Below are 12,289 nucleotides of genomic sequence, written 5' to 3' on the forward strand. Positions count from 1 at the left end.
TCTTTCCCCAGCCCTAATCTTTTCCCCAGCGAGGCCGGCGCATTGGGAATATCTCGCTGACGCTGGCATAGTCCATGTAGCCGAGGCGGCCGACATTGCCCGCCTTGACGATATCGAAAATGCCGTCGTTCAGGAATGCGTCGTCGATATGCACGCCGACGACTTCGCCGGCAACGATGACGGCGCTCGTCGCCGTTCCATCCAGCGCCTTTGGCCGCAGGATCTCCGTCACCCGGCATTCAAGCGCCGCCGGCGCCGCCGCCACGCGGGGCGGCGCAACAAGACGCGACGGCGCCATGGCGAGATCGGCATAGTCGAATTCGCTGACGCCGCGCGGCGCATCGACCGCCGTGCGGACCATTTTTTCCGCGAGATCACGGCTGACGAGATTGGCGACGAACTCGCCTGTCTCTTCGGCGAAGGTGGCGCTGTCCTTCTCGCCTTCGGACGAAAACCAGACGATGAAGGGTCGCGTCGAAAAAGCATTGAAGAAGGAATAAGGAGCGAGGTTGAGCTTGCCGGCCTTGTTCACCGTCGAGATCCAGCCGATCGGCCGTGGCGCCACGATCGCCTTGGACGGGTCATGCGGCAGCCCGTGACCTTTTGACGGCTCGTAAAACATTCAGCCGACCCAAGGCCCGGCATAATCGGCATAGAGTTTTTTCGGATCAGGCCGCGGCCGCTCCGGCGCCGGCCCTTGATAGGAGCCGACATGGACGAAGCCGACGACGCGCTCGTGCGGCGCCAGCCCTAGGATCGCCCTGCCCTCCGGCACATCGGAATACCAATTGCTGATCATGTTGGTGCCATAGCCCAGCGCATTAGCTGATATCATGAGGTTCATCGCCGCCATGCCGCCGGACAGGAACATTTCCCATTGCGGGATTTTTGGGTTGTCCTTCGGGCTCGACACCACGCCGATCACCAGCGGCGCGCGTGAAAAACGCGCCAGTTCCTGGTTGCGGCGGCCTTCCGGCAGCTGCCCTTCGCGCTGTTCGGCAAGTGCTGCCAGCTTCTTGCCGATCTCGACGCGTGCCTCGCCCCGGTAGAGGATGAAGCGCCAAGGCTCGAGGCGGCCGTGGTCCGGCACCCGCGAGGCAGCGGCAATCATCGTCGAGATGTCAGCGTCGCTGGGCGCAGGTTCCTTCAATTCCGGGATCGGTGCGGAATTTCGGGTCAGCAGAAAGTCGATGATCGGCGACGCCATGGGCGCTAGTCTCCTGGTGGAATTTGAGCTGAAGCGCACCATCGGGACATCGGGACATCGGGCGGCTCGGGCATTGGCGCGGCGCGCCGGACAAAGAGTTCTCTAGCAGAAGCTGATCGGACTCTTAAGCCTTGAAATTGCCACCGCCTTGGGCTTCAACGCAAGGCATGTTTGAGGGGACATTCCGTCTTTTCCTGATCTGGCTCGCTGCCGCACTGTTGATGGTGCCGGTTTCGCTTGCCGTCGCGCAGGATGTGGACGGCCTCGGCGATCTGAAGCTTCCCGGAATTTCGAGCTATGCACCTCCGAAAAGCGAGACATCGCTGGCATTGGGGAGCAGTGGGGCGATCACGCTGTCGGCGCAATTGACCGACAAGGGCGCCGACATCACGCGCGGCATCGTCTGGCGCGTCTTCAAGCCTGAACCCACTGGCGACGGCAAGCTGCCGATGGTCGCCTCCGCCCATGGCGGCAGCGCGGTGTTTCAGCTCGAGCCCGGCAGCTATCTGGTTCATGCCTCCTATGGCCGGGCCGGCGCCACCAAGCGCATCACCGTCGGCAAGGACGCCAAGCGCGAAAGCCTCGTGCTCGATGCCGGCGGACTCAAGCTCGATGCCGTGCTGTCGGGCGGGGTGCGCATACCGCCGAAGAAACTGCGCTTTTCGATCTATGAGGGCCAGGCCGAAGCCAATCACGATCGCGCCCTGATCATACCCGACGTCGAGCCGAACAGCGTCGTGCGGCTGAACGCGGGCGTCTACCACGTCGTCTCGACCTATGGCTCGGTGAATGCGGTCATCCGCTCCGACATCCGCGTCGAGGCCGGCAAGCTGACCGAAGCGGCCGTCGAGCATCGTGCGGCGGAGATGACCATGAAGCTGGTACGCGAGCCGGGTGGAGAGGCGATTGCCGACACCTCCTGGTCGTTGCTCAACGAATCCGGCGATCCGATCAAGGAAACCGTCGGCGCCTTTGCTTCGATGGTGCTTGCCGAGGGCGACTACACCATCATCGCCAAGAACCGCGACCGCATCTACCAGAAGGATTTTACGGTCGTGGCCGGGCAGAACCAGGAAATCGAGGTTCTCGCCACGGAAGCCTCGGCGATCGATCCCCAAGAAGGCGCGGACTGAACGGCCCGGACACTGCCGTCCAAGTTTAGGGTCCGCCGTATGATTTGCCGATCAGGCGGCTTTGCGCATGCGTCGCGGCAGGAACTGGCCGCGGCCGCGCGATTCGGTGGGCGCCAGATCGAAAACGCCACGATGGAGGCGGTCGAGCAAAGCCTTGCGGTCGCGCAGCGGCTCCAGTTCGTCCCATCCCAGCACGTCGCCGACGCGCACGTCGATTGACTTGCCGGACAGCCGCGCGAATTCGTGGATGAGCAGCGAAGTACGTAGCGTCAGCGAAGCCCTGCCGACGAACTTCGCCACGCGCCCGTCACGCTCAGCCATATTCATCGGTCCGCTGACCAGGTGAAACAGCCGGCCGTTCTGACCGGAAAAGTGCATTGGGATAACCGATGCCTTGGCATCTTGGACGAGACGGGCCGGAAACATTTTCCATGGCAGATCGCGCGCCCGGCCAAAACCTTTCGGCGCGGTGGCGACGCCGCCCGCAGGGAAGACGACGATGATGACGCCCTCCTTCAGCAACCGCACCGCCTCATGGCGGACCGCCATGTTGTTCTTCAGCGCGTCCTTGGTCTCGGAAAAGTCGATCGGCAGCGAATAGGGCTCCATCTCGCGGATCTTGAGCAGATCCTTGTGGATCATGACACGGAACGGGCGCTGAAGCTGCTCGGCCAGCGAGAGCACCGCAATGCCATCGCCGATGCCGAACGGATGATTGGCGACGATCACCAACGGCGTGCCGGGCAGGTTTGCCGGCGGCCATTGGCCGGCGGTTCGGACCCGGACGTCGATCAGTTCCAGCATGCGGCTGAACACGCGCTCGTCGGTCGGCACCACATGGCGGCGCCAAAAATCATAGAGCGCCGCGAAACGATCACGGCCGGACAGGCCTTCGATGGAATGGATGAACCAGCGCGTCAATGCCGGCTGATGCGGACTGGCATAGGAAAGCTCGGGAAACGGTCTTTCGCGCATCTTCAGCTTGAGCATGAGGGCTCGTTACAAGGCTGGCGTGACAAGCATGTGAAATGGCGGGCATGTGAAAATGGCGGGGGATCGCCCAACCGCCATGAAGCCATCATTGCCACGACGACTGATCGCGCGGCAACCGATCATGCACATCTACCTTGTCGTCGGCCGTCAGATTGGCGCTGAATATGACGAGATTGGTGCCTCCCGCATGCTGAAGCGAAGGAAAAAGCAGGCCGCGGCAACCGGCCGTGATCAGTATGTCGGAGAGTTTCCACGATGGCGGCGTCTTCTTGTCGATACGCGCGATAAGACGCCATTTACAATCCCATTCCGCCCATTCGTGACCCCAGATGAGGGGATCATACCCCGTCGACAAATCTACAACCTTATCCAACGTGACCTTGTAGGCCGCTAGTGTCGCTGGCGGAGTAATTGAAGCTCCCTGGCGATATTCATCGAGAGCCGTCTGCGGCGCGCGCGAGAGATAAAGCGCTTCGATCCCGGGTCGATTGAACCTACCTCCGTCAATCGCCGCACCGGCGCCGCTTACCGGAACATATGCCCATCTCGGCGTCAGGTAGCGATGGAAGACCTCGTCCGGCCCAATGCGGACGAGATTCATCCGCGCGCGCCGTTTTCCAAGTCGCGGAGATAGCTCAACACTGCTTCAAAATGCCCTTCGGCCACCAATTCGGCTGCGGTCTTGTGATCGTATTCGGCGATCGGCTCGTTTCGATACCAGTAAATTGCTTTGCTAATATCTCCGGTGAGCGTCGCCGCGGCCGTGATCGCCTTGATCATTTCGCGCATCCGGCTTTGCAGTCGCTCAGAGGCCGGATTGCGAAGCGTGTTTCGGTGAACACCCGTCAGATCGGCCAGGTTCGTCACCTGGACACCAAGCGCTTTTGAAAAGCGTTTTGGTGAAATGTAAGGTGTGCGAGGTTCCTGAAGGCTCTCCACGAAGCCCGACACCATGGCGGCCTGCGTATTCTGAGCGATTGTCATCGGTCTTCTCCGGCGCTTGTGATGACACTTGTCTGCACAATATGTGCACATCTCTTTGCATATCAAGTGCCGATTGCCTCGGTCAGCGCTCAGATCAAAGAAAGTAGCCATCAACGGCGACGGAATTCTCGCCTTCTCGAAATGCCAAATACGAAGCGTCTGCTACGTCAACCCTGTCGGCGTGAGCTTCGCCAGCTCACTACCGACAGGGATGCGCCATTAGAGCCAGGTCTAGGCCGCCCGTTTGCGCTTGCGGTCGGGCGTCACCGCCTCTTCAGCAAGCATTGCCACCGCCTGCCCAAGGCCAAGCGATTCCTGGTCGCGCGAGCCGAGCCGGCGGATGTTGACCGTCTCCTCCTCCGCCTCGCGCTTACCGCAGACGAGGATAACCGGAACCTTGGCCAGGCTGTGCTCGCGGACCTTGTAGTTGATCTTCTCGTTGCGAAGATCGGCTTCCGCCAACAGTCCGGCCGCCTTCAGCTGCGCGACGACCTTTTGCGCGTAATCGTCGGCATCTGAGGTGATCGTCGCCACCACCACCTGCAGCGGTGCGAACCACAGCGGGAAATGGCCGGAATAGTTCTCGATCAGGATGCCGAGGAAGCGCTCCATCGAACCGCAGATGGCGCGATGCACCATCACCGGCTGCTTCTTTTCCGAATCGGAGCCGATGTAGAAGGCGCCGAACCGTTCCGGCAGGTTGAAATCAACCTGCGTGGTGCCGCATTGCCAGTCGCGGCCGATAGCGTCCTTCAGCACATATTCGAACTTCGGCCCGTAGAACGTGCCCTCGCCCGGATTGACGCCCGTCTTGATCCGGTTGCCCGACCGCGCCGCGATCTTGTCGAGCACGTCCTGCAGCACGCCCTCGGCATGATCCCACATCGCGTCGGTGCCGACCCGTTTTTCGGGGCGGGTCGCCAGCTTGACGGTGATTTCGTCGAAGCCGAAATCGGCATAGGTCGACAGGATCAGGTCGTTGATCTTGATACACTCGTCGGCGAGCTGTTCCTCGGTGCAGAAGATGTGGGCATCGTCCTGGGTAAAGCCGCGCACGCGCATCAGCCCGTGCAGCGCGCCGGACGGCTCATAGCGATGCACGTTGCCAAATTCCGCAAGTTTTACCGGCAGATCGCGGTAGGACTTCAGCCCATGCTTGAAGATTTGGACGTGGCCGGGGCAGTTCATCGGCTTCAGCGCAAACACCCGGTCGTCGTCGGTGTCGTCGCCGGCAACCGTCACCTTGAACATATTGTCCCGGTACCAGCCCCAGTGGCCCGACGTCTCCCACAGGCTCTTGTCGAGAACCTGCGGCGCGTTGACCTCCTGATAGCCCTGCTCGTCGAGGCGGCGGCGCATGTAGTTGACCAGGTTCTGGAACATCCTCCAGCCCTTGGCGTGCCAGAAGACGACGCCCGGCCCCTCTTCCTGGAAATGGAACAGGTCCATCTCGCGGCCGAGCTTCCGGTGATCGCGCTTTTCGGCTTCCTCCAGCATGGTCTGATAGGCGTCGAGCTGCGCCTGATCGGCCCAGGCCGTGCCGTAGATGCGCGTTAGCATCGGGTTGTTGCTATCGCCGCGCCAGTAAGCGCCGGCCACCTTCATCAGCTTGAAAGCGTTGCCGATCTGGCCGGTCGAGGTCATATGCGGGCCGCGGCAAAGGTCGAACCAGTCGCCTTGCGCATAGATCTTGAGATCCTGATCTTCGGAAATCGCGTCGATCAGCTCGAGCTTGTAGCGCTCGCCCTTGTCGGCAAAGATTTTCTTCGCCTTCTCGCGCGACCACACCTCTTTGGTGAACGGCTTGTTGCGCGCGATGATCTCGCGCATCTTCTTCTCGATCACCGGGAAATCGTCAGGCGTGAACGGCTCATTGCGGGCAAAATCATAGTAGAACCCGTTCTCGATCACCGGACCGATGGTCACCTGCGTACCCGGCCACAATTCCTGCACGGCCTCGGCCAGCACGTGTGCTGCGTCGTGGCGGATAAGCTCCAGCGCGCGCGGGTCTTCGCGGGTGATGATCTCGATCTTGCCGGACTTGCCGAGCGGATCGGAAAGATCGCGCACCACGCCATCGATCGAGTAGGCCACGGCCTTCTTGGCCAGCGACTTCGAGATCGATTCCGCCAGGCCGGCGCCGGTCATCGCCGCTTCATAGTCGCGGACGGAGCCATCGGGAAATGTCAGGGAAACGGAATTCAGCATAAAATTCTCCTATCCAGTCCCGCAAACGAGCGCGGGTGGTGAAATGCATGTCGCCCAAAAGTGTGTAGCGGTTTTGGGGCGACCACATGCATAAAGTAAAAGCCGGATGCGTCCGGCGGCAGTCTTTTATGGGCAGATTCCCGCGTCGTAAAGGCGGGTGGTGGATCACTTAGTCTTGTTTGATGAGATTCGGCAGCTCTTTCAGGAACATCGCACGCATCTGAGGGCCCTTGGGCGTGTCCGATCGTTTCGTGTCGACCACAAGGCGGGCAAAGACGATCTTGCGGCCATCCTTTTGCGCCCAGCCGACAAACCAGCCAAGCGAGCGATTGTCCACGATCTGGTCGGCGTCGTTGCGAAGCCGGGTGGTCCCGGTCTTGCCCTGCACCGTCCAGCCACCTGCCTGGAAGGTCGGCAAGATCGCCTTGGTCATCGCGAAGGCCTTGTCCGAAACCGGCAGGTTGCGGTCAAGCAGCCGACGCAGGAAATTCACCTGTTCGACCGGCGAAATCTTGAGGGAAGAATTCACCCAGGACCGGGTGAGGCTATCATTCTTGCCGGCGTTGCCAGAAACATCCGTGTTGCCGTAGTCGAATTTCGACACGTAGCCGGCAAAGCGCTCGCTGCCGAGCCGGCGGGTGATTTCCCGCGAAAACCACAGCACCGAGTCCTTCTCCCAGATCGTCGGGTCGACGGTTTTCTGGTCCCGCTTCACCGCATTGAACTCCGGCTTGTAGTCCCATGCCGGCGTGTGCTCGTCGATTAGGATTCCCGCATCATAGCCGATCAGCGACAATGGGACCTTGAAAGTCGAGGCGGGACTGAAGCGCTGGTCGCAAACCCCTTGCCGATACAGCGTTTCGCCGCTTGCAGCATCCAGGATCAGCGTGCATTCAACGTCGTTCTGCGGCTCTGATTGAGCGCGGATCGGAAAGCCCAAAAACCAGGCCAGAAGATAGAGAACCAAGGCGAAGACGAATGGACGGCGGTCTATCTGGCGCATTTGGCAATCTCTCCTGAGGCAGGTCAGGAGCGGCTTAGCGAGGCGTCTTGTCTCGATTTTGTCTTAAATGCGCAAGATGCGGTCAAGCTTAGCAAATCGTAAAGATCTGCCCGATTGCCCACGCCCCTACCGCCATCAGTCTTCCGGGTCACGCTTTTTTCCGATCCGCCAATACCGCCAGGGCGTGAACCAGACATAACGGTCTTCCAGCACTTCCGGCACCCGGTCGATACCATGCGTGCCGAACGGTCCGCAGCGCAGCACCCTGAAAAGCCCCATCCAGCCACCCGCCCACAGGCCGTGGCGGGCGATCGCTTCATGCGCGTATTCGGAGCAGGTTGGCAGGTGCCGGCACGAATTGCCGACAAAACCGGACAGCGTCAGTTGGTAAAAACGCACGAGCGATGTGCCCAGCAGGCGGCCGGGCGTCTTGCGCCACGGGCCGGGCCAGTTGCGCCCGCGCTGGAGCGACCTGGCGACATGCGCATGCCCATGTTGGTCGCGCACCGCATTCTCCGCATCGCGTTTCCTTGCACGATAGATGTGGACTTCGACCAGAGAACGCAATCCCCTTCTGATCACCGCCCTGTTGTCCGCCTCAGGCGCTTGGACGGCGGGCGGGATACCGATCGGCCAAGATATGCAGCGAGCAGCCGCGCTCTCTTCGCAGCGTCCGGCATATGGCGGCCTCGCGCCACGCGCTTGAAATGTCGCGACCCGGATGACATCGCCAAAAATGCTCAGAAACTGGATCATGGCCTCATCTCCTTTGAGTGTCGATTTGACCCCTGCTGGCCTTCATGCTCAAACGAGTATAGTTTCCACCTCGGATAACTTGAGATTATGCAAATGAAGCGCGGGCGCCTTCCCCTGACAGCATTGAGGAGTTTCGAAGCCGCCGGCAGGCAGCTGAGCTTCAGCCGGGCGGCCGACGAACTCTTTGTATCCCAAGCGGCGATCAGCCGTCAGATCCGCGAACTCGAGCTGTTCCTGCGCCAGCCCTTGTTCGTGCGCCACCATCGCCGCGTCGAGCTTACCGACACCGGCCGGCGCTTGCTCGATCAACTCGTCAGAAGTTTCGACGCAATCGATGGGCTGCTTTCGGAAATGATGGCGACGCCGGCCCAATCCGTGGTCTGCGTCAGCGTCGAGCCTTCGCTTGCCGCATCCTGGCTTGTGCCGCGGCTCAATCGATTTCGCGAGCTGCGGCCGGATATCGACATTTCCCTCGACGTCGACCCGCGCCTGATCGAGTTCCGCAGCGATCAGGCCGAACTCGCTCTGCGCTTCAGCGCCCACAGCACGTCATGGCCGCGCAGCGAGGCGGAATGCCTTGCTTCGGTCATCTATTCGCCTGTGCTGTCGCCGGCTCTTTCCGCGGCCGGTCCGGCACTGGAAAGCCCGGCCGACCTGCGGCGCTACACCTTGCTGCATGAAGAAAATCGGCAGAGCTGGGCTCGCTGGTTCGAGGCAGCAGGCGTAGCCGCGGATGAGATGCGGGAGCGTGGCCCGTTGCTGGCGGACGCGTCGCTGTCGGAAGCAGGCCGCCATGCTGGGGCACGGCGTGGCGCTGGCTGACCTTCTGCTGGCCAAGGAGGAACTGGCGACCGGTGCGTTGATCAAGCCATTCGGCACCGACATAGTTTGCGGCGCCTATTGGCTGGTTGCCAGGAGCCTGCGCAACCTATCCGAACCGGCTGCGGCGTTCGCCGAATGGGTCCGGGTCGAATTTGCCGAAAGCAAGCGTTCTCTGGAAGGTATTTAAGCTGCCTGTTCGGCGCGCTTCTTCTCGATCTGGCCGATCGCGTCGACCACGGCATCGAAGGTCAGCATGGTCGAGGCGTGGCGGGCCTTATAGTCGCGCACCGGTTCGAGATATCTCAGGTCGGCGAAGCGGCCTTCCGGCGGCGCGCCGTTTTCCTTCAGCATCTTCAGCATCGTCTCGCGAACGCTGCGCAATTCATCCGCGCTGGCGCCGACGACATGCTGCGCCATGATCGAGGACGACGCCTGGCCAAGCGCGCAGGCTTTAACGTCATGGGCGAAATCGGTGACGACGCCGTCATCCATCTTCAGATCGACGGTCACGGTCGAGCCGCACAGCTTGGAATGCGCGCGCGCGGTTGCGTCGGGATGGTCGAGCCGGCCGATCCGCGCGATATTCCCGGCAAATCCCAGAATTTTCGCATTGTAGACATCGTCGATCATATTTTTCCAATCCGTCGCCGCCGAGCGAACAGCGATTGCCGCTGACGGTCTTCCTTTCGCTCGGCACAATCATATATAATGCTGGTAGTCGGGTATGGACAAGGCAACCAACAACCTCGTCCGTGCTCAAATCAAGTTCACGCCGCTTACGGGCTGGAAACAGGGCACGTTTCTAACACCCGAAAGGTCGTGGTCCGTTCAACTCGTTCCTCCTGAGAGAGGAACTACGGGAGACGCCTTTATGGATGCCGTCATCAAGAAATTCATGCCCCCCTCCGCCTATCTGGAAAAGCCGGTCACCGACCGGCCGAGCGAAGCCGAAGCCGAGGCCGCGGTTCGCACGCTGTTGCGCTGGGCCGGCGACAATCCGGACCGGGAGGGCCTCGTCGACACGCCAAAGCGTGTGGTGAAGGCCTATCGCGAAATGTTCGGCGGCTACGACAAGTGCCCGGCCGAGGAACTCGGCCGCACCTTCGAGGAAGTCGCCGGCTATGACGACCTTGTCCTCGTCAAGGATATAACGTTCCATTCGCATTGCGAGCACCACATGGTGCCGATCATCGGCAAGGCGCATGTCGGCTATTTGCCGGACGGCAAGGTTGTCGGCCTGTCCAAGATCGCGCGCGTCGTCGATATCTTCGCCCAGCGCCTGCAGACCCAGGAAGCCATGACCGCACAGATCGCCGGCGTCATCCAGGATGTGCTCAATCCGCGCGGCGTCGCCGTCATGCTCGAAGCCGAGCATATGTGCATGGCCATGCGCGGCATCCGCAAGGAGGGCTCCACGACGCTGACCTCGACCTTCACCGGTGTCTTCAAGGACACGCCCGAGGAACAGGTCCGTTTCGTCACCATGGTGCGTGGCGGCAGGGGCTGAAGACCCCCGCGGTCGCTAGCCATGATACCGAAAAGTGGGAACCGGTTCTCGGACAGGATCATGGCCAAACAACAAGACAGAGCCTCGCCCATTCCGATCCTATCGGAATGGGCGAGGCTCTGAACAAGGACCGGCGATGTCGGCAGTGGAATTTCCGAAAGCTCCATCAGACAAGAAGGCACTGGAAGAAAGCACGGTCTTTTCGCCGCGCTTCGATGCCAGCGGCCTCGTCACCGTCGTCGTTACGGATGCCGAAGACGGAATGCTGCTGATGGTCGCGCATATGAACACCGAAGCGCTGGCGCTGACGCTGGAAACCGGCATCGCTCATTACTGGTCGCGCGCGCGCAGCGCTCTGTGGAAGAAGGGCGAAACGTCCGGGAACGTCCAGACCGTCGTCGAGATGCTCACGGATTGTGACCAGGATGCCATATGGTTGCGCGTCAAAGTGATGGGCCACGACGCAACCTGCCACACCGGCCGGCGTTCTTGCTTCTATCGGACGGTGGGACTGATCGACGGCAAGGGGACGCTTGCCAGCGACGGCAGCAAGCCGCTGTTCGATGCGGAAGAAATGTATCGAAAGCCCCGTGAACCATCCAAATGAACCATTCGCCGAATTGCAACCACGTATATTCATGATTTCGATACTGCCAGCCTCTATGTTGGCAGTCGGACAAGGGAGATTGTGATGCTCGAATGGGCGTCATCGCGCAACCGACTGGACGTTCGAGAGGCCAATGGCCTGTCATCGTCCGCCGGCGCATCCGAAACGAACCCCGCCAAGAAAACAGGCATTTCGCTGGCATTGGGCGGCGGCTGCGCGCGCGGCTGGGCTCATATCGGCGTGCTGCGCGCGCTTGACGAAGCCGGCATCGAAGTGTCGATGATCGCCGGCACCTCGATCGGCGCGCTGGTCGGCGGCTGCTATCTTGCCGGCAAGCTGGATGAGCTGGAAGAATTCGCCAGAAGCCTGACCAAGCGGCGCATTTTTGGTCTTCTCGATCTCAATCTGCGCGGCAGCGGCCTGTTCGGCGGCATGAAGCTCGACGCACGGCTGCGCGAGCATATGGCCGGCATCCGGTTCGAGGATCTGCCCAAGCCTTTCGTCTGCGTCACCTCGGAGATCCGCACCGGCCATGAAATCTGGCTGTCGGGCGGCTCGCTGATCACCGCCATGCGCGCCTCCTATGCACTGCCCGGTGTGTTCGAACCGGTCACTTGCAACGGCCGCGTGCTGGTCGACGGCGCGCTGGTCAATCCGGTTCCGGTCTCGGTCTGCCGCGCCTACGAGCAGCCGCTCGTGGTCGCGGTGAACCTTCACTACGATCTGTTCGGCCGCGCCGCCGTCATCAAGCACAGCGCCGGCGAACTGGTCGTCGAAAAGGATGCGCCAAGGCCCGGCCTGTTTGACGCAGCGCACCAGTACCAAACACGGCTCGGCATCACCGGCGTCATGGTCGAGGCGTTCAACATCATCCAGGACCGCATTTCGCGTGCACGACTTGCCGGCGACCCGCCCGATATGTCGCTGCAGCCTAAGCTCAGCCATATCGGCCTGACCGAATTCCACCGCGCCGACGAGGCGATCCGCATCGGCTATCAGGTTACGATGGCACAGATCAGCGAGTTGACCCGGCTGCAGACGGTTCTGGCCTAGCTCGTCGGCATAGGTG

General features: G+C 61.3%; 13 protein-coding genes and 1 pseudogene. 5 read left to right on the forward strand and 9 right to left on the reverse strand.

All coding sequences use genetic code 11. The annotated features are described in order from the left end of the window. Positions 1 to 13 precede the first annotated feature (13 nt). Together EOC94_RS28540 and EOC94_RS28545 are read right to left on the reverse strand one after the other, a co-directional pair. Positions 14 to 622 carry a flavin reductase family protein gene (locus EOC94_RS28540; protein WP_127294824.1) on the reverse strand — a complete coding sequence of 203 codons (609 nt, stop codon included), beginning with the start codon at positions 620 to 622 and terminating at the stop codon, positions 14 to 16. Next, the gene (locus tag EOC94_RS28545; protein WP_127294826.1) at positions 623 to 1,207 is read right to left on the reverse strand and encodes a nitroreductase; all 585 of its coding nucleotides are present in this window, start codon (positions 1,205 to 1,207) and stop codon (positions 623 to 625) included. It lies immediately after the preceding gene. 167 nt (positions 1,208 to 1,374) lie between these two features. Between EOC94_RS28545 and EOC94_RS28550 the strand changes: the two genes are divergently transcribed. Next, a complete protein-coding gene (locus tag EOC94_RS28550) occupies positions 1,375 to 2,340 on the forward strand; it encodes a hypothetical protein (protein ID WP_127294828.1) in 966 nt (321 codons plus the stop codon). Positions 2,341 to 2,391: 51 nt separating this feature from the next. Here EOC94_RS28550 and EOC94_RS28555 read toward each other — a convergent pair whose 3' ends face one another. The 6 genes from EOC94_RS28555 to yidD form a co-directional block, all read right to left on the reverse strand. After that, a complete protein-coding gene (locus EOC94_RS28555; RefSeq protein WP_126106365.1) occupies positions 2,392 to 3,330 on the reverse strand; it encodes a GNAT family N-acetyltransferase in 939 nt (312 codons plus the stop codon). 88 nt (positions 3,331 to 3,418) lie between these two features. Further along, positions 3,419 to 3,934: an RES domain-containing protein gene (locus EOC94_RS28560; protein ID WP_127294830.1), complete on the reverse strand. Its 516-nt coding sequence runs from the start codon at positions 3,932 to 3,934 to the stop codon at positions 3,419 to 3,421. Beyond that, the gene (locus tag EOC94_RS28565) at positions 3,931 to 4,317 is read right to left on the reverse strand and encodes a hypothetical protein (RefSeq protein WP_095485403.1); all 387 of its coding nucleotides are present in this window, start codon (positions 4,315 to 4,317) and stop codon (positions 3,931 to 3,933) included. Before EOC94_RS28565 ends, EOC94_RS28560 begins: the two co-directional genes overlap by 4 nt. 231 nt (positions 4,318 to 4,548) lie before the next feature. Beyond that, the gene (gene thrS / locus EOC94_RS28570; protein ID WP_127294832.1) at positions 4,549 to 6,525 is read right to left on the reverse strand and encodes a threonine--tRNA ligase; all 1,977 of its coding nucleotides are present in this window, start codon (positions 6,523 to 6,525) and stop codon (positions 4,549 to 4,551) included. Positions 6,526 to 6,694: 169 nt separating this feature from the next. Beyond that, a complete protein-coding gene (gene blaOXA / locus EOC94_RS28575) occupies positions 6,695 to 7,528 on the reverse strand; it encodes a class D beta-lactamase (RefSeq protein WP_127294834.1) in 834 nt (277 codons plus the stop codon). 135 nt (positions 7,529 to 7,663) lie between these two features. Then, the gene (gene yidD, locus EOC94_RS28580; RefSeq protein WP_126106361.1) at positions 7,664 to 8,035 is read right to left on the reverse strand and encodes a membrane protein insertion efficiency factor YidD; all 372 of its coding nucleotides are present in this window, start codon (positions 8,033 to 8,035) and stop codon (positions 7,664 to 7,666) included. A 342-nt stretch (positions 8,036 to 8,377) separates the two neighbouring features. Between yidD and EOC94_RS28585 the strand changes: the two are divergent. Beyond that, positions 8,378 to 9,293, forward strand: a pseudogene (locus tag EOC94_RS28585) (LysR substrate-binding domain-containing protein). Here the strand turns inward: EOC94_RS28585 and EOC94_RS28590 are convergent. Beyond that, positions 9,290 to 9,736, reverse strand: coding sequence for an iron-sulfur cluster assembly scaffold protein (locus EOC94_RS28590; protein WP_126106359.1), 447 nt, complete (start codon positions 9,734 to 9,736; stop codon positions 9,290 to 9,292). The pseudogene EOC94_RS28585 and the gene EOC94_RS28590 sit on opposite strands and share 4 nt — an antisense overlap. A gap of 241 nt (positions 9,737 to 9,977) precedes the next feature. Here EOC94_RS28590 and folE point away from each other — a divergent pair, with 241 nt between their 5' ends. The 3 genes from folE to EOC94_RS28605 all read left to right on the forward strand — a co-directional run bounded on the left by folE (position 9,978) and on the right by EOC94_RS28605 (position 12,273). Further along, positions 9,978 to 10,613 carry a GTP cyclohydrolase I FolE gene (gene folE, locus EOC94_RS28595; RefSeq protein WP_126041635.1) on the forward strand — a complete coding sequence of 212 codons (636 nt, stop codon included), beginning with the start codon at positions 9,978 to 9,980 and terminating at the stop codon, positions 10,611 to 10,613. A gap of 136 nt (positions 10,614 to 10,749) precedes the next feature. Beyond that, positions 10,750 to 11,220 carry a phosphoribosyl-AMP cyclohydrolase gene (gene hisI / locus EOC94_RS28600; protein WP_127206601.1) on the forward strand — a complete coding sequence of 157 codons (471 nt, stop codon included), beginning with the start codon at positions 10,750 to 10,752 and terminating at the stop codon, positions 11,218 to 11,220. An 84-nt stretch (positions 11,221 to 11,304) separates the two neighbouring features. After that, entirely contained in the window at positions 11,305 to 12,273 is a 969-nt protein-coding gene (locus tag EOC94_RS28605; RefSeq protein ID WP_127294836.1) for a patatin family protein, read from the forward strand. Positions 12,274 to 12,289 lie beyond the last annotated feature (16 nt).

It is taken from the genome of Mesorhizobium sp. M6A.T.Ce.TU.016.01.1.1 (genome assembly GCF_003997065.1).
Lineage (GTDB): Bacteria > Pseudomonadota > Alphaproteobacteria > Rhizobiales > Rhizobiaceae > Mesorhizobium > Mesorhizobium mediterraneum.

Excerpts from the sequence above, each read along its gene's own strand:
- EOC94_RS28590 (WP_126106359.1), bottom strand. The coding sequence starts at position 9,736 with ATGATCGACGATGTCTACAATGCGAAAATTCTGGGATTTGCCGGGAAT.
- EOC94_RS28560 (WP_127294830.1), bottom strand. The coding sequence starts at position 3,934 with ATGAATCTCGTCCGCATTGGGCCGGACGAGGTCTTCCATCGCTACCTG.
- EOC94_RS28550 (WP_127294828.1), top strand. The coding sequence starts at position 1,375 with ATGTTTGAGGGGACATTCCGTCTTTTCCTGATCTGGCTCGCTGCCGCA.
- thrS (WP_127294832.1), bottom strand. The coding sequence starts at position 6,525 with ATGCTGAATTCCGTTTCCCTGACATTTCCCGATGGCTCCGTCCGCGAC.
- EOC94_RS28565 (WP_095485403.1), bottom strand. The coding sequence starts at position 4,317 with ATGACAATCGCTCAGAATACGCAGGCCGCCATGGTGTCGGGCTTCGTG.
- hisI (WP_127206601.1), top strand. The coding sequence starts at position 10,750 with ATGTCGGCAGTGGAATTTCCGAAAGCTCCATCAGACAAGAAGGCACTG.
- folE (WP_126041635.1), top strand. The coding sequence starts at position 9,978 with ATGGATGCCGTCATCAAGAAATTCATGCCCCCCTCCGCCTATCTGGAA.
- blaOXA (WP_127294834.1), bottom strand. The coding sequence starts at position 7,528 with ATGCGCCAGATAGACCGCCGTCCATTCGTCTTCGCCTTGGTTCTCTAT.
- EOC94_RS28605 (WP_127294836.1), top strand. The coding sequence starts at position 11,305 with ATGCTCGAATGGGCGTCATCGCGCAACCGACTGGACGTTCGAGAGGCC.
- EOC94_RS28545 (WP_127294826.1), bottom strand. The coding sequence starts at position 1,207 with ATGGCGTCGCCGATCATCGACTTTCTGCTGACCCGAAATTCCGCACCG.
- EOC94_RS28555 (WP_126106365.1), bottom strand. The coding sequence starts at position 3,330 with ATGCTCAAGCTGAAGATGCGCGAAAGACCGTTTCCCGAGCTTTCCTAT.
- EOC94_RS28540 (WP_127294824.1), bottom strand. The coding sequence starts at position 622 with ATGTTTTACGAGCCGTCAAAAGGTCACGGGCTGCCGCATGACCCGTCC.